The sequence below is a fragment of the Nonomuraea maritima genome (genome assembly GCF_900100395.1).
Taxonomy (GTDB): domain Bacteria; phylum Actinomycetota; class Actinomycetes; order Streptosporangiales; family Streptosporangiaceae; genus Nonomuraea; species Nonomuraea maritima.
On record NZ_FNFB01000003.1, the window covers coordinates 49,831 to 66,057 of the forward strand.

Annotated in this window: 11 protein-coding genes; 6 read left to right on the top strand and 5 right to left on the bottom strand. The window is 71.4% G+C overall.

All coding sequences use genetic code 11. The features are described 5' to 3' along the window. Positions 1-194 precede the first annotated feature (194 nt). Genes BLR04_RS07090 through BLR04_RS07100 form a run of 3 tightly spaced genes read left to right on the top strand, consistent with a single transcriptional unit; the run spans position 195 to position 4,331 of the window. The gene (locus BLR04_RS07090) at positions 195-1,565 is read left to right on the top strand and encodes a glucose-6-phosphate dehydrogenase (RefSeq protein WP_090760923.1); all 1,371 of its coding nucleotides are present in this window, start codon (positions 195-197) and stop codon (positions 1,563-1,565) included. Continuing rightward, the gene (locus BLR04_RS07095; RefSeq protein ID WP_090760925.1) at positions 1,565-3,325 is read left to right on the top strand and encodes an IlvD/Edd family dehydratase; all 1,761 of its coding nucleotides are present in this window, start codon (positions 1,565-1,567) and stop codon (positions 3,323-3,325) included. Before BLR04_RS07090 ends, BLR04_RS07095 begins: the two co-directional genes overlap by 1 nt. Continuing rightward, a complete protein-coding gene (locus tag BLR04_RS07100; protein ID WP_176902980.1) occupies positions 3,312-4,331 on the top strand; it encodes a C-terminal binding protein in 1,020 nt (339 codons plus the stop codon). The genes BLR04_RS07095 and BLR04_RS07100 overlap by 14 nt, the downstream gene beginning before the upstream one ends. A gap of 21 nt (positions 4,332-4,352) precedes the next feature. On the opposite strand, the gene BLR04_RS07105 is transcribed toward BLR04_RS07100, so the two are convergent. Next, complete coding sequence (locus BLR04_RS07105; RefSeq protein WP_090760927.1) at positions 4,353-4,874, bottom strand: ATP-binding protein; 522 nt, start codon at positions 4,872-4,874, stop codon at positions 4,353-4,355. A 154-nt stretch (positions 4,875-5,028) separates the two neighbouring features. Here BLR04_RS07105 and BLR04_RS07110 point away from each other — a divergent pair, with 154 nt between their 5' ends. Further along, entirely contained in the window at positions 5,029-5,496 is a 468-nt protein-coding gene (locus BLR04_RS07110; RefSeq protein ID WP_090760929.1) for an adenylyltransferase/cytidyltransferase family protein, read from the top strand. A gap of 76 nt (positions 5,497-5,572) precedes the next feature. Here BLR04_RS07110 and BLR04_RS07115 read toward each other — a convergent pair whose 3' ends face one another. Then, positions 5,573-9,265 (bottom strand): S8 family serine peptidase, encoded by a 3,693-nt coding sequence (locus BLR04_RS07115; RefSeq protein ID WP_218128752.1) that lies wholly within the window; start codon positions 9,263-9,265, stop codon positions 5,573-5,575. 497 nt (positions 9,266-9,762) lie between these two features. Between BLR04_RS07115 and BLR04_RS07120 the strand changes: the two genes are divergently transcribed. Beyond that, complete coding sequence (locus BLR04_RS07120) at positions 9,763-10,350, top strand: hypothetical protein (RefSeq protein WP_090760931.1); 588 nt, start codon at positions 9,763-9,765, stop codon at positions 10,348-10,350. A gap of 62 nt (positions 10,351-10,412) precedes the next feature. After that, positions 10,413-11,132 (top strand): DUF427 domain-containing protein, encoded by a 720-nt coding sequence (locus tag BLR04_RS07125; RefSeq protein ID WP_218128753.1) that lies wholly within the window; start codon positions 10,413-10,415, stop codon positions 11,130-11,132. Between the two features lie 690 nt (positions 11,133-11,822). Here BLR04_RS07125 and BLR04_RS07135 read toward each other — a convergent pair. The 3 genes from BLR04_RS07135 to BLR04_RS07145 are packed head-to-tail and all read right to left on the bottom strand — an operon-like array spanning position 11,823 to position 16,226. Further along, positions 11,823-13,070: an erythromycin esterase family protein gene (locus BLR04_RS07135; RefSeq protein WP_176902981.1), complete on the bottom strand. Its 1,248-nt coding sequence runs from the start codon at positions 13,068-13,070 to the stop codon at positions 11,823-11,825. Between the two features lie 31 nt (positions 13,071-13,101). Continuing rightward, the gene (locus BLR04_RS07140) at positions 13,102-14,370 is read right to left on the bottom strand and encodes a M20/M25/M40 family metallo-hydrolase (protein WP_090760938.1); all 1,269 of its coding nucleotides are present in this window, start codon (positions 14,368-14,370) and stop codon (positions 13,102-13,104) included. Then, positions 14,367-16,226, bottom strand: a complete 1,860-nt coding sequence (locus BLR04_RS07145; protein WP_176902982.1) for a dipeptidyl-peptidase 5 — start codon at positions 16,224-16,226, stop codon at positions 14,367-14,369. Before BLR04_RS07145 ends, BLR04_RS07140 begins: the two co-directional genes overlap by 4 nt. Between the last annotated feature and the right edge of the window lies 1 nt (position 16,227).

The following is a 16,227-nucleotide window of genomic DNA, read 5'->3' on the forward strand; positions in this document are numbered from 1 at the left end:
TCCGGCCCTGGACTCGCGTGTGGCCCTGACTGACGGAAATATGGTGACTTAGCGGAGTGATTTGATTACTTCAGGTTGATATCGGGTAGGCCAGCCACCGGCCGACAGGGGCGCCGGCTGCTCGGGTGTCCGTCAGCCGGAACACCGGTGCCTGTCCAGGCTGCGGCAGCACGAGCGAAAGTGGGAACAGCAGCATGATCAACCGGCTCGTCGTCTTCGGCGCCACCGGCGACCTCAACGCGCGGTACCTGCTGCCGGCACTGACCGCCCTGCGGGCGGCTGGACATCTCGACGACCGCTTCCAGCTGACCGGTGTGGGCCGGGTGGACTGGACCGACGAGGAGTTCCGGCGCTGGGCGGCCGAGCAGCTGGAGCGGCATGACCGCTCCTCGCCCGCCGAGGCCAGGAAAGCGATCACGGAGTCCGCGCGCTACCTGCGGGCGGACGCCACCGACGTCGCCGACGTCGCGTCGGCTGTCGTGGGTGATGGTCCCGTAGCCGCCTACCTCGCCCTCCCCCCAGCGGTCTTCCCGGGGACGGTGGCCGCTCTTCGGGACGCGGGTCTGACGAAGGGCAGCCGAATCGTGCTCGAGAAGCCGTTCGGCGAGGATCTGGACAGTGCTGTCGCGCTGAACCGGCTGCTGGCAGAGGTCGTGCCCGAGCAGGCAGTGTTCCGGGTCGACCATTTCCTGGCCATGACGACCGTGCAGAACGTGCTCGGCAGCCGCCTGGCCAATCGGGTGCTGGAGCCCATCTGGAACAGCGCGCACATCGCCGACGTGGAGATCGTCTGGGACGAGTCCCTCGCGCTGGAAGGCAGAGCCGGCTACTACGACGGCGCAGGGGCGCTCAAGGACATGGTGCAGAATCACCTGCTTCAGGTGCTGTGCCTGGTGGCGATGGAACCACCGTTCAGCCTCAGCGAGCGTGACCTGCGTGACCGGAAGATCGACGTGCTGCGCTCGGTACGCCCTCTGACGGACGAGGACGTCGTACGTCACACCCGCCGCGGCCGCTACCTGGCGGGCCGTATCGGGGATCGGGACGTTCCCGCCTACGCCGATGAACAGGGCGTGGACCCGCAGCGCCGTACCGAGACCTTCGCCGAGGTGGAGCTGCGACTCGACAGCTGGCGCTGGTCCGGCACGACCTTCCGGCTCCGTACCGGCAAAGCGCTCGGCCGTGACCGCAAAGAGGTCGCAGTACGCTTCCGGCCCGTACCGCACCTGCCCTTCGGCCTCGGTGAGGAAGCGGAGCCCAACGTGCTGCGCTTCGGGCTTGAGCCGGAGAACATGGCCCTGGCGCTGACCGGTGTCGGCTCCGGCGCCCACACCCTCGCCCCGCTGACCCTCACGGCGCAGCCGCCGCCCCCCGACCTGCCGGCCTACGGCAGGCTGCTGCTGGACGTCCTGCACGGGAACGCGGCCCTGTCCATCCGCGGTGACGAAGCCGAAGAGGCCTGGCGGGTCCTCGCGCCGGTCATGTCGGCCTGGTCGAGGAACCTGGTGCCGCTTGCCGAATACCCGGCCGGATCCGACGGGCCCGCCGCAGCGAGGGACAGCTGATGCCGCCGACGAAGCCCCCGCTGCGCAGCCAGGCCTGGTGGGACAACGCGGGCAACTCGGAGATGACGGCGCTCTATCTCGAACGCTTCCTCAACTTCGGGCTGACCCCGGCCGAACTCCAGTCCGGCCGGCCGATCATCGGCATCGCCCAGACGGGCAGCGACCTTGTTCCCTGCAACCGCCACCACCTTGCCCTCGCCGATCGGGTCAGGGACGGCATCCGTGACAACGGCGGCATCCCGCTGGAGTTCCCCGTCCATCCGCTGCAGGAGACCGGTAAGCGCCCGACTGCCGCGCTGGATCGTAACCTCGCCTACCTCGGGCTCGTGGAGGTGCTCTACGGATATCCGCTCGACGGGGTCGTGCTGACGACAGGCTGCGACAAGACCACGCCGGCCTGCCTGGCCGCGGCCGCGACGGTGAACATCCCGGCGATCGTCCTGTCCGGCGGGCCGATGCTCAACGGCTATCACCAGGGCCGGCGGATCGCCGCTTCTGGCTCGGGGCTGGTGATCTGGCAGTCGAAGCGGCTACTGGCCACCGGGCAGATCGACTACGACGAATTCATGGCGCGGGTGGCCGCCTCCGCGCCCAGCATCGGCCACTGCAACGTGATGGGCACCGCGCTGTCGATGAACAGCCTGGCAGAGGCACTGGGGATGTCCCTGCCGGGCTGCGCGGCGATCCCGGCTCCCTACCGCCGGCGAGCGCAGATGGCCTACGACACCGGCCGCCGGGTGGTGGACCTCGTCCGCGAGGACCTCACTCCCCGCAAGATCATGACCTTGCCGGCCTTCGAGAACGCCATCGTGGTCGCCTCCGCCATCGCCGCCTCCACCAACGTGCCCGTCCACATCAACGCGATCGCGCGACACGTCGGGGTTCCGCTGTCGATCCAGGACTGGCAACGCGTCGGAGCCGACATCCCGGTGCTGACGAACGTCGCCCCCGCCGGTGAGTTCCTCGGCGAGGACTTCTACCGCGCCGGCGGTGTCCCCGCGGTCATGCGGTCGCTGCTCATGGAAGGGCGTCTGCACGGCGACGTGCTCACCGTCTCCGGTCGTACCCTGGCCGAGGACCTGGCCGACGCCCCGCCCGCCGACCCGACGGTCATCCGTCCCTTCGACGAGCCGGTCGCCGCGCGCGGCGGACTCCTCATCATGACGGGCAACCTGTTCGACTCCGCGGTCATGAAGACGTCGGTCCTGTCCGAGGACTTCCGCGTGGTGGCGGAGTACCGGGCCGTCGTCTTCGACGGTCCCGAGGACTACCACGCCCGCATCGAAGACCCAGACCTTGGCCTGGACGAGAACTGCATGCTCGTCATCCGCTACACCGGGCCGATCGGCTATCCGGGCTCGGCCGAGGTCGTGAACATGGAGGTGCCCGCCGCGCTGATCCGGCAGGGCGTCACCACGCTGCCGACCCTCGGTGACGGCCGGCAGAGCGGCACCTCGGACGCGCCGTCCATCCTGAACGCCAGTCCCGAGGCCGCCGCGGGCGGCAATCTCGCGATCCTGCGCACCGGCGACCGCATCCGCGTCGACATCGACAACGGGCGCGTCGACGTCCTGCTGTCGGACGACGAGATCGCCGCGCGGTGGGCCGACCACGTGGAACCGGTGTTCGAGAACCAGACGCCGTGGCAGGAGATCTACCGTTCCACGGTCGGGCAGCTCGACAGCGGTGGCTGCCTGGAGCTCGCCCTGTCGTACCAGGACCTCGTACACACCAAGGGGATTCCCCGTGACTCGCACTGATGCCAGAGGCACGATCATGATCGCCGACTTCGACTTCGGCGATGTGGACATCGAACGCGCGATCGTCGAGGGCGCCGGATTCGAGCTGCTCGCCGCACAGTGCAAGAGCGAGGACGAGGTGATCGAGAAGGGCCGGGACGTCGACGGCTTGCTCACCCAGTACGCCCGGGTCGGTGCCCGCGCCATCGACGCGTTCACCCGGTGCCGGGTGATCGCTCGCTACGGCACGGGCGTGGACACCGTCGATGTCGATGCCGCGACCCGGCGGGGCATCCAGGTCACGAACGCGCCGAACGAGTGGTGCGCGGAGGAGGTCGCCGATCACGCCGTCGCGCTCTGGCTGGCCGCCGCCCGCAAGATCTGCGCATACGACCGGGCGACCCGGCGGGGCGTGTGGCAGTGGCAGAGCGGGAGGCCGATCCGGCGGCTGCGAGGACAGGTGTTCGGCCTGCTGTCCTTCGGCGCCATCGCGCAGCTCGTCGCCGAACGCGCCGCAGCGTTCGGCGTCGAGGTCTGGGCGCACGACCCGTTCGTCGACGAGTCCGAGATGCGATCGCGCCAGGTGCGGCCGGTGTCCTTCGACGAACTCGTGGAAGGCGCCGACTACCTCGTGATCCAGGCGCCGCTCACCCCGGAGACACACCATGCCTTCGATCGTGCGACGCTGCGCAGGATGAAGCCCGACGCCATCCTGATCAACACCGGGCGGGGGCCCATCGTGGAGGACGGGGCGCTCTACGAGGCGCTCACCGAAGGGTGGATCGCCGGCGCGGCGCTGGACGACCTGGAGGAGGAGCCGGCGAAACAACGTGACTGGCGCCCGCTCAACCCCCTCTTCGGCCGCCCTGATGTGATCGTCACACCGCACGCCGCCTACTACTCCGAGGAAGCCGTCACGATGGTGCGGCGCATCGCCGCGGAAGAGGCCGTACGAGTCCTGACCGGGCAGGGCGCCCGTAGCCCGGTCAACGACGTGACGGCGGCTCTCTTCCGGAACCCCGGCTAGGAGACCGCCTTCAGGCGACCGTCAGCGCCCTGTGCCGGGCGCCGGCGGCCAGCCGCAGCCGTGGCGCCCATCGCGCGGGACCTGGGCCTGGACGGGCACCCCCGCCGGCATGTGCGAGTGCAGAAGTTCGAACCAGACGGTCGTGGAGCCGTCCTCGCGGGTGAAGCCCCAGCGGTGGCTGAGCGCCTCGATCAGCGGCAGGCCGCGCCCGCTGGTCGAGTGGGCACTCGTACGGCACACGCACGGCGGCCCGTCCGACCCCGCGTCGGAGACGACGACCCGCACCGAGCTGTCCGAACTGCGCACCGCCACCGTGAACGAGCCCCCGTCGCCCGACCTGGTGTGCAGGATCGCGTTCGTGGCGAGTTCGCTGGTGAGCAACACCACGTCGTCGTAGCACGGATGGTCGCGGCCCAGCGCGTCCCGCACGAGCCCCCTGGCCCTGGACACCTGTGACGGCGTGCCCGGCAGGCAAGCCACGAGATCCTGATCATCCCCCATGGTGCGCGTGTCCTGCGGTGCCACGGCGACCTCCCCCAACATCCGGCGACGTTATGAGACGCGCCGCGAGGGGGCCAGAGAGTATCGCGAAAAGGTAGGAATGGCCTTTCCAAGGTCGCCTGCACGACTGCCCGCGCCGACCGAGTACGCTGCGATCGACGAGTCGTCTAGGCCCAGCAGGGAGCAGGAGGGTCACGTGAGCAGCCTGGAGGCCGTCTGGGTCCAGCCGTACGAACGACCGGGTGCGGCGGTGGTGACCGGCGTCTTCGACATCCTGCACGTGGGCCATGTGCGCTACCTGGGCGCGGTGGCGGCGCGCGGGCTGCCGTTGGTCGTCGGCGTGGAGGACGACCCGCGCGTACGCGCCTGGAAGGGGCCGACCCGCCCGCTCAACCCGGCGCCGGAGCGCGCCGAGGTCCTTGCCGCGCTCCGGTTCGTGTCCGGGGTGTTCATCGTGACGGGCCCGCCCGAGGCGCACGGGCCAGAAGACTACATCGACCTGCTCGCGCCCATGCGCCCCGGCGCGCTGGCCCACACGGCCGGCGACCCCCACGCGGGGGCCCGCGCCACGGCGGCGGCCATCCTCTCGGCCGAGTGCTGGGAGATGGACGCCATCCCCGGCCGCTCGACCACCCGCATCGTCGACGCCGCCGCCAAGTCCTGATCGTCCGTACGGACGAAGCCCTTCGAAACGGCGCGAGCGCCCGTCCCGGGACGGATCCCGGGACGGGCGCCTGCCGTCACTTCAGGCCGAAGGCGCGCACGATGGTCTGCTCCACCGTGTCGCCGTCCGCGTCCTTCGCCGAGGCGCGCAGCGTGGCGAATTGCGCGTCACGCGGCGCGTGCAGCGTGGCCTTCCAGCCCTCGCCCGAGTGCTTCGGCTTCGCGTCCTGCCAGGTCGCGCCGTCGTCGTAGGAGACCTCAAGACCGGCCGAGACGATCTTGGCGGACACCCCCTCCAGCTGGATGGGGACGACGGTCAGCTTGGCGTTGCGGGCCGCCTTGCCCGACAGGTCGGTGTCGACGTCGTAGTCGAGCTGGATCAGCGGCAGCGGCTTGCTCTCCTCCGTGGTGCCCGAGGTGAAGCCCCACCGGGTCTCGGTGTGGGGGGAGTACGGGTCGACCGCGGCGTCGACCTCCGCCTTGGTCACCAGCGTGTACGGCAGCGCCTCCGGCTTGAGCTGCGCGAAGACGAAGTCGGAGGGGTTCTCGAGGAGCAGGGTGTCGCCCTGGTACAGGCTCGTCGTCTGACCGATCGCGCCGTGCGTCCAGAATCCCGTGTTGGCGTTCCCGGCCTCGCCCCAGGAGTGGATCTGCGCCAGCAGGGAGTCACCCTGACGCGTGGCCGAGCCCGGCGAGTTCACGCGCGGACGCCGGACCGGGCCGAACCACTTCTCGGTGGTCGAGCCGCCCGGCTCGTACGTCACCGTCGGACCGTACTGCAGCTCGTTCGTGGTGAGCATCTCCCAGGCCGACTGCCACAGAACCTTGTCGCCGCCGGCGCTCGCCGTCACGTACTCGGTGCGCCGCTGCTGGTCGGGGACCGGCTGGTAGGTGGCCGCGGTGTAGCCGGTACGGGGGATCCTGTCGATACGGGCTCCGTCGATGCGCGCACCCAGGTCGTAGTTCCAGCGCACGTCGACCTCGGCGAGGTCAGCCCGCCCCGGGCGGTAGGTCAGCTGGTCGGGAAGGCGGTGATCCCAGCGCTGGACCAGGTCGTAGGCGTAGTCCTGGGTGGGGTGGCTCTCGGCGTGCAGCCGCACCTCGCCCTTCGCGAGCCGCGCGATGAGCTGCTCGCCCTCGTCCTGGGTCAGCGTGGCCACCGGCAGCGGCGTCGCGCCCGTGTCGACGAGCCGGCCCGGCTGGTCGTTGACGACCAGCAGCAGCTTCGCGCCGGCCGCCTGCGCCGCGGTGACCTGGCTCGCGAGGTCGTCGCCCCGCCTGACCACCGCGACCCGGCCCTTCGCGTCGACCTTGGAGTAGTCGGCGCCGTCACCGGCGAAGACGGCCTTCATGTCGTGCTTGCCCTTGGGCAGCACAGCCGACCGCGGGTCCACCCACAGGCCCTGGTACGGCTCGGCGTGCCGGTCGTCACCGCTCAGCTTCAGCAGCGGCTGGGTCTTGTGCCAGCGCACGTTGAGCGACACGTCGCCGGTCTTCGGCCGTGCGGAGGGCTGCGCCCAGATGCTGTCGTACGAGGGGTCGATGAGGAAGGAGTCGGTGACCTCCGACGTCTCGCTGAACGACCGGTAGAAGTCCATGCGGTAGTCGACGTCCACGGTCTCGTGCTGCGTGACGGCGGTGATCTTCTTGGCCGTGGCGGCGTCGAGGTTCACCGTCGTGTTGGCCTGCAGGTCGATCTCGTCCTGCCGCAGCAGGGCGGCACCGCGCGAGCCGGGGCCGTGGTCACCCTGCACGTCGGCCCACATCCACACCGAGTAGGTGCCCTCCGGCAGCAGCAGGTCGAGCGGCTCGGTGCCCATCAAGTAGATGTTGTAGGAGCCGGAGCGGTCGCCGGCACGGTAGATGCCGAGCGTGCCGGTGACCGGCGTGCCGTCGCGGTCGGTCGCCTTGATGACGAGGTGGCGGGGCTGGTCGGTGGTGCCGATGCCGACGACGGTGCGCGTGACGACGCCGCCGTCGCTGGAGGCCTCGAGCCGGCCGGCCCAGTTCTCCTTGGTGTCGATCCCGTCGAGGTTCGCCGTGATCGTCACCTCGGCGGTGCCGTGCGCCGGGACGACGACCCGGTCGGCCGACAGCGACAGCAGCCCGTCCGGCAGGTTCGGCACCCGCAGCGCGAGGTCGAGCGTGACGTCGGAGCCGGACTCGTTGGTCCAGGTCACCGTCTTGGTCGGCGGCTGCGCCGGCGGGTGGTTCAGCGGGTAGTTGCCGACGTAGGCCGACGCGGTGGCGACGACCGCGGCCGCCACGGCCGCCTTGACGTCCACCCGGCCCGCGCCCGCCTGGTACGTGGTGTAGTCGGGCGTGGTCTTGACGGTGTTGACCAGGGCGTTCTTGATCTGCTGCCCGGTCCACGCGGGGTGTGCGGCGGCGACCAGCGCGGCGGCGCCGGCGACGTGCGGAGCCGCCATCGAGGTGCCGCTGTAGGCGATGTACGGGCCCTCACCGGCGGCGAGGTGCGACCGCGCCGCGAGCACGTTCACGCCGGGAGCCGTGACCTCCGGCTTGATGCCGCCGTCGGCCAGGCGCGGACCCTGGCTGGAGAAATCGGCGAGCTGGTCGGACCCGTCCACCGCGCCGACGGTGAGCGCGGCGTCGGCCGCTCCCGGCGCCCCGATGCTGGTGGGAAAGGGGCCGCTGTTGCCCGCGGAGACGGTGAACAGCGCGCCCGTCTCGGCGCTCAGCGCGTCGGCCGCCTTGCTGAGGGGGTCGGTGCCGTCCGTGGGGGCCTCGGTGCCGAGACTCATGCTGACGACCTTGGCGTGGCGTTCGCGGACCGCCCACTCCATGCCGGCGATGACCCAGGAGGCCTGGCCGCGGCCCTCCTTGGAGAAGACCTTGCCGATGTCGAGGCGGGCTCCCGGCGCGACACCCTTCTCGAGTCCGCCGGAGGCGGCGCCGGTGCCGGCGATCGTCGAGGCCACATGGGTGCCGTGCCCGATGTAGTCGGCCATCTCGTCCTCGCCGGGCACGAAGCTGGCGGCGGCGGCGATCTGGCCGGCGAGGTCGGGGTGCTCGGCGTCGATGCCGGTGTCGAGGACGGCGACGTCCACGCCGGCGCCGGTGTTGCCGCCCGCCCAGACGTCGGGGGCGCCGATCTGGGCCGTGGTCTCGGCCATGTCGGTCTTGACCGGGGCGTCCAGCCAGATCTTCGCCACGCCGTTCGCGAAGCCGGCGGGGGCGTCCGTCTTGCGGGCCTGCGCCGTGCCGGCCTGGCCGGCGGTCAGCGCGGTCCAGAACTCGCCGGCGTCGGCGCGGTCCTGGGCCAGCGCGGCGCCGTTGATGCTGGTGAGCGGCCGGACACCGGCGGTTCCCGCGATCTGCGCCCGGCGGGCGGTCGCCGCCGCGCCGTCGGCGTAGGTGACGATCAGCGGGAGCTGCTCGGCGCGCGCGTCGTCGTAGCCGGCGGCGATCAGCGCGGTGATGTTGAAGAGCTGGGTGTCGAGCACGTCGGCGGCGATGTACGGCACCGCGCTGTCGGGGTAGACGAAGGTGTCCGTCCCGACGGTGGTGATGCGGGCCCGGGCAGGGCCCCCGTCCGGGCTCTGGACCACGAGGGAACCGAGCTTGTCGCCGTCCATGCGCACGGTGACCTTGTCACCGGTGATCAGGGTGATGGTGCGCGGCGCGCCGGTCGCCGGCGCCGGGGCGGTGGGGGGTGCGGAGGAGGCGTACGCCTGGGGGGTCACCCCGAGCATCGCCAGGGTCGTCACGGCGGCGAGCAGCCGTGACCTGCGTGAGTTGAACTGCAAGTGAGAAGTTCCTTCACTAGGGGGGCAGCCGGCAGGGCGGTTCTGTGCCCTGCCCCCTGGGAGCGCTCCCAGGGGGAGTGGCGGACGGACGATCGCCGACGTGGGCACGCCGGAGCCCCGGCCCGGAACCGGCGGCGCGCACTCGGCAGCGGACGGCCGGTATTGCCATGGGGAAGTTTGTAGATCTTCGTCGGAAGTGTCAATGGTTCATGTAAATAGTCACGCGGTGTCCCCTCACGCCCCCACGCCTGTCACACCACCCGGGACGCTACGGCTGCGACCATCCGGCCACTTCGGCGCCGGACAGCGGGGGCAGCAGCCGAGACGATCTTGCTCGCGTCCCCTCCTCTCCCTGAAGGACCTCAGCGCTGGACGGCGGGGGAGGGGCGGGGAGTGGGAAGGTGTTACGGCCTCCTGAGGGTGTGGACTTACGGCGGGCGGCGGCACGCGTGTCCCTGCTCCGCGGACGCAGGGCATGATCGCTACTCTTTCCTGACATGACGGGTGACGCGCTGGCGCGGCGGGTGACGGACCTGCTCGCACCGCAGGTGCTGGTGATCGTCATGCCCCCCGTCGTCGGCTGGCTCGCGCAGGGCTGGACGGGCGCCACCTGGGGCCTTGTCGCCTCGGTGCTGTGCGGTGGCGTACCGGCGGCGGTGGTCGCGTGGGGCGTGCGCTCCGGCCGCCTCGACTCCCACCACATCGTCGACCGGGCCCGCCGGACGAAGCCGCTGCTCGCGGCGGTCGCGGCCGTGCTCGTGGCGCTGGCGCTGCTCGTCGTGCTGGGCGCCCCCGCCCTGCTGGTCGCCACGGTGACCGCGATGCTGGCCGCGCTGGCCGTCACCGTGCCGGTCACGCTGCGCTGGAAGATCTCCTTCCACGCCGCCGTCTGCGCCGGAACCGTCGTCGTGCTCGCCCACGTGCTGCCCGCGTGGCCGTGCGTGCTCGCCGGGGCCGCCGTGCTGGCGCTCGTGTGCTGGGCCCGCGTACGCCTCGCGCACCACACCGCGGCGCAGGTCGTCGCCGGAGCCGTGGTCGGCGGGCTGACGACGTGGCTCACCCTGTGGGTGTTCGGCCTCGGGTGAGGCGGAATAGGGGGTCCTCCTACGAGGTTGCCCCAGGAATGAGAGTCACGAATCGTGGCCGCGTGCACGTCGAGCACACGGCCAAGCGCGTGAGGACCTATCTGGGCGGACGGGTCGTCGCCGACACCACCTCCGCGCTCCTGGTGTGGGAAGTTCCGTACTACCCCACCTACTACTTCCCGCTGCAGGACGTGGACGCGTCCGCGCTCAAGGCCACCGGGGCCACCCGCCACTCGCCGAGCAGGGGCGACGGCGTGGTCCACACGGTCGTCTCGGGCTCCGTCGAGGCCGAGGACGCGGCGCTGTCCTATCCCGACTCACCGCTGACCGAGATCCAGGGGCACGTCCGGTTCCAGTGGGACGCCATGGACGCCTGGTTCGAGGAGGACGAAGAGGTGTTCGTCCACCCGCGCGACCCGTACACGAGGGTGGACATCCTGGCCGCGCAGCGGCACGTCCGCATCGAGGTCGACGGCGTCACCGTGGCCGACTCGCGCAGCCCGCGCATCCTGTACGAGACGGGGCTGCCGCCGCGCTACTACCTGCCGAAGACCGACGTGCGGCTCGACCTGCTGGAGCCGTCCGACACCGTCACGCACTGCCCGTACAAGGGGAGTGCCGAGTACTGGACGGTCAACGGCGGCAAGGACCTCGCGTGGTCGTACCGCACGCCGGTGGCGGAGAGCCAGAAGATCGCCGGGCTGGTCGCCTTCTACGACGAGAAGCTCGACGTCTACGTGGACGGCGTCCTCCAGGAACGCCCGAACACGAAGTTCTCCTGACCCGCCGGATCCGATGCCATGGCCCGGCACACAGCGGCCGGCCGGGCTCATGACACTGCGTCACCCTCGCGACGGCGCCGTTTCGGGCGAGTAGCTGGAGGCTCAGGTTCCCCGTGCTGCGCCCAATGCCGGAGGGTCTTGGCAGTGTCCGGGTACTTGGCTTGGTATCGCTCAGCGACCTTTTCGGCGATTAAGCGCGCTCCAGGCTCGTGTTCCCTGGCCGTATCCTCCTGCTCCACCAGCATTTTGTGGGCCCACATGGAACACCAGCGCCCAGTGTCCAAGTAGGCCAGAAAGATGGTGCCGACGTGGTGTTCGACCGTCGGAGCCGGAGTGGGGGTGGGGGTGGGGAGGCTCTGGAGGGCTTCCTCGATCCTCTGCAGGGCCGCCTTGATCTCCGCCATGGGGTCCTCAGCCTTGACGGAAGATTGCTGTGCGAGCCCCGGCGGTGGTGGCTGGGTGGTGTCTTCGCGCTCGCTCGGCCCTTTGAAGAAGCTGATGAACCAGTCCCGTAGTTCGGCCCACCACGGGGCTTTCGGGGAATCCGGTTGGGTGCTGATGTTCGTTGCCATTCGCCCCTCGCCTGGTCGAGACAACTGTCGCTCGAACAGTACGAAGCGGACAGCCGTCTGACCAGGCGATATTTCGCTGCCCGTACGGCGATGATGTGATTGCTCCGGGCGAGGCCCGCTACCCGTCCACGGGTGTGGAGGCGGTGGTCCGGTGGAGGAAGGCGAGGCCGTCGTACTGCTCCGACAGCACGGCCGGCGCGAAGGCGAACTTCGCGGTGAACCGGTGGGCCGTCGCGCCGAAGGAGCGCATGTGGTTGGTGTCCGCCAGCCAGGCGGCCACGGACTCAGGCCGGTCACCGTCGCGCAGGTCGATCACGTAGTCAAAAGGACGGGCGGCGGCCAGGCGCGCCTCCACCACACGTGGCGTGTCCGCCAGAGGGACGCGGAAACGCGCGGGCGGTCGGCGGGTCACGATCCGGCCGAACCGTTTGGGGTACGCGCGGAACGCGCCCTGCCCGAACGCCGCGCCGAGCGCGTAGTAGGCCGTGCCGTGTTCCTGAGCCAGGTGCAGGCCCATCGAGGGGATCGTGTCGCCGCTGTAGCGGCCCTTCATGACGTGACCGTTGTGCGCCCAGAGCACGATCTTGACGCCCGGCTCGGCCAGCAGCAGGCTCACGTTCTCGGCCATGTGGCGGTCGCGCGCCAGCATGCGTGTGCGCGCGGGGTCGGCGTGCTGGAACGGCCTGCTCGCCAGGTCGGCGAACTGGCGCACGATGCGGGCGTCCTCCAGCGCCTCCGCCGGCCCGTGCGCTGCCACGTGCTCCTCCAGCCGCCGGGCGTCGGCCGCCACCTGCCGGTCGAGCGGCTCGTGCTGCGGTCCCCAAGGTGACGACCGGAGCGCGTCGAGCCAGTCGGCGTCCACGCGGGTGCCCAGCGCGCCGGCGTCCACGTGGGCGCGCAGCGCGCTCAAGGACGCCTCCGGGTGCTGCGGATCGACGCCCACGAACCGTACGGGCCGCGCGGCGGTGCGGTTGTGCTCGCGCAGCCGCTCCAGCACGGTGAGCATCTCGGTGGTGTTCAGCGTCCAGAAGCCCAGCCCGGCCAGCACCTCGCGGGCGTCGCCCACCCCGGTCGTCACGTACGCGTCCACGGCGCGAGCCGCGGCCGCGCTCGCCTCGATCGCCAGCGTGGTGAAGCCGAGCTCCTTGACCAGGAACTCGGTCAGCCGCCAGCGCAGCAGGAAGAACTCCGCGCTGCCGTGGGTGGCCTCGCCGAGGCCCACCAGCGAGACCCCGGCGAGCACGGCGCGCAGCGGATCGAGCTCCGCCAGGCCGGAGCCCGGTTCGAGCCGGCCGAGCGGGATCGCCCGCCCGGCCAGCCAGGTGGTCACGTCGTCCGGCTTGGGCGTCTCTCGGCTGGCTGACACCCGCACAGCGTCGACGGTCGCACCGCCGCGGTCAAGCCCCGCCGACGAGCCGGGTGAGGACGCGGGTGCCGAACTCCAGACCCTCCACCGGGACGCGTTCGTCCTTTCCGTGGAACATGCCGAAGTAGTCGAGATCGGGCCGCAGCATGAGCGGGGTGAACCCGTACGTCGTGATGCCGATGCGGTTGAACGACTTCGCGTCCGTCCCGCCGGCCAGCACGTACGGAACCGGCCGCGCCCCAGGGTCCTCGGCCGCCAGCGTGCCCGCCAGCTCGTCGAAGAACGCCGAAGGGTACGGCGCGGCGGGCGCCTCCTCCAGGTTGACGAACTCCCGCGTGACCTTCGGCCCGAGCAGCCGGTCGACCGTCTCCAGGAACTCCTCCTGCAGCCCCGGCATGTACCGCCCGTCGACGTGCGCCTCGGCCGTGGAGGGAACGACGTTCACCTTGTAGCCGGCGTCCAGCATCGTCGGGTTGGCCGAGTTGCGGATCTGGCTCCTGAACAGGCCGCCGAGCGCGCCGAGCCGCTCGGCCTCCTCGTCCAGCCGGTCGAGGTCGACGGGCCGGCCGGTGATCCGCGACAGGCTCTCCAGGAGCGCCGCCACCGAGGGCGTCAGGCGGACCGGCCACTCGTACGAGGCCAGCCGCGACAGCGCGTGCGCCAGCGTCGCCACGGGGTTGTCCACGGCAGGACGCGACCCGTGGCCCGCCACGCCGCGCGCGGTCAGCTTCATCCAGGCGGTGCCCCGCTCGCCGACCCCGATCGGGTAGACGCGGTGCTCGCCCGAGGTGACGCTGAAGCCGCCCGACTCGCTGATCGCCTCCGTGACGCCGTCGAACAGCCCCCGGTGCTCGGTCACCGCGTAGCGGGAGCCGTAGTCGCCGGTGGCCTCCTCGTCGGCCAGGAAGGCCAGCACGAGGTCGCGCCTGGGCCGCTCGCCGCGCGCCGCCATGCCGAGCACGGCGGCGAGGGTCATCGCGCAGGCGCCCTTCATGTCGACCGCGCCGCGCCCGTGCACGCAGCCGTCGGCGATCTCCCCGGAGAACGGGTGCGTGCGCCACTCGGCGGGGTCGGCGGGCACCACGTCGAGATGGCCGTGGACGAGCAGCGCGTCGGGGGACTCGCCGGCGATCCTGGCCACCACGGTGGTCCGCTTCGGCGCCGACTCGAACACCACCGGCTCGATGCCCGCGTCGGCCAGCAGCGTGGCGACGTACTCGGCGGCCGGGCGCTCGCCGGAGCCCGGGTTGGTGGTGTCGAACCTGATCAGATCCGAGCAGATCTCGGCGACGCTCTTCACGCCCGTCCCTTCAGGGTCAGCGGCGGCACCTCGGGGGTCTCCATGTCGAAGATCAGCCCGTAGAAGGCCAGCTCGGCCTCCAGGGTCGCCACGATGGTCTCTTCCCTGCGCCAGCCGTGCTGCTCGCCGGGGTACGTGAGCAGCTCCCACTGCCTGCCGTGCTTGTCCAGCTCGTCGACGAACCGCCTGGCCTGGCCGACGTCCACGATCGCGTCCTCCAGCCCGTGCAGCATCAGGCACGGCCCGGACGCCCGGGAGGCGTTCAGCAGCGGGGAGCGCTCGGTGTAGCGCTGCCGGGTCTCGGGCAGCGGGCCCACCAGGCCGTCGAGGTAGCGCGACTCGAAGTCGTGCGTCTCGGCCGCCCAGCTCTCGGGGTCGGTGATCGCGTAGTGCGCGACGCCGCCCGCGAACACGTCGCTGTGCACGAGCGCGGCGACCGTCGTCCAGCCGCCCGCGCTGCCGCCCCTGATGGCGAGCTTCGCGGCGTCGGCCCGGCCCAGCTCGACGAGGCCGCGCGCCACCTTGGCGCAGTCGTGCACGTCCACGACGCCCCACTCGTGACGAAGCCGCTCGCGGTAGGCGCGCCCGTAGCCGGTGGAGCCGCCGTAGTTGACCACGGCCGCACCGATGCCCCTGCTGGTGAAGTACGCGATCTCCAGGTCGAGCACGACCGGCAGGTTGCCCGTGGGCCCGCCGTGCACGAAGATCACGTACGGCGCGGGGCCCTGGACGCCCGCCGGCGCGTAGAGGTGCGCGTGCACCCCGTCGATCGCCACCGCCTCCGGCGTGGGCAGCAGCGACCGGTCAGGCAGCGGCTTGGGCGGCGACACCACCTCGTGCGCGCCGTCGGCGAGGCCGACGAGCGTGACCTCCAGCGGCGTGTACGGCGTCGCCCTGACGGCGGCGATCGTGCCGTCCGCCACGGAGACGGTCGAGGCCCAGTAGGTGGCGTCGCCGCCGAGCTCGCGCAGCTCGCCCGTCTCCGGTTCCAGGACGCCGAGGCGGCGGTGGTCGGGGGTGCCGTACACGACGGCCAGCCTGCCGTCGGGGGCGACGGCGATCGTCGTCAGGCCCGGCTTCCAGGCGGCGTGGCCGAACTCCTGCTCGACCGGGGTGAGGTTGCGGCCGGGGGAGCCGTCCAGCGGGACGAGGTGCACGTTCCACCAGCCGGTGGGGTCGGTGACCGCGTACAGGCTCGTCTCGTCGCGCCACTCGGCCTGCGAGACCGACTCCTGCGGCCCGCCCGCGACCACCTCGTACGGTCCCGCCGTCCCCTCCGCGGACAGCGGGGCGACGCACAGTTCGGTGCCGTCCCAGGGCATGTTGGGGTGGTCATAGCCGATCCAGGCGACTTTCCGGCCGTCGGGGGAAATGCGGGGATTCATCAGGAAATGCTGGGCTTTGGTGATGACCCTGGCCCGGCCGCCGCCGAGCGGCACCGCCACCAGGTCGCGCACGTCGTCGATCTCCCTGACCGCCCACACCTCGTCACGGCCGGGCGGCAGGTACAGGTCGCCGTACCGCGCCGGGCCCTCCTCGGTGAGCGGTCGCGGCGTGCCACCGTGCTCCAGGCGGTACAGGCGCTGGTCGGCCCAGTTCGTGAACACCAGGCCGCCGCCGGGCAGCGGACGCCAGGAGCGCCCGCCGTACTCGATCAGGCGGTTGCGCGCGTTCCAGCCGTCGGGGAGCGCGTCCACCAGGGAGCCGTCCGGCAGGCGGCGCACCACGCAACGCCGGCCGCCCTCGTGGGGACGCGGCTCGTCCCACCAGACCTCGACACCGGAAGGCGTGCCGACCGCCTCCACCCACTGAGGGCCCCCGTCGGTACGGGCCACGTCGATCGGTCGAATACTCATG

Bases quoted from the DNA above. Each gene is read 5' to 3' on its own strand.
- BLR04_RS07120 (WP_090760931.1), top strand. From the start codon at position 9,763: ATGACGGGTGACGCGCTGGCGCGGCGGGTGACGGACCTGCTCGCACCG.
- BLR04_RS07090 (WP_090760923.1), top strand. From the start codon at position 195: ATGATCAACCGGCTCGTCGTCTTCGGCGCCACCGGCGACCTCAACGCG.
- BLR04_RS07105 (WP_090760927.1), bottom strand. From the start codon at position 4,874: ATGTTGGGGGAGGTCGCCGTGGCACCGCAGGACACGCGCACCATGGGG.
- BLR04_RS07095 (WP_090760925.1), top strand. From the start codon at position 1,565: ATGCCGCCGACGAAGCCCCCGCTGCGCAGCCAGGCCTGGTGGGACAAC.
- BLR04_RS07145 (WP_176902982.1), bottom strand. From the start codon at position 16,226: ATGAGTATTCGACCGATCGACGTGGCCCGTACCGACGGGGGCCCTCAG.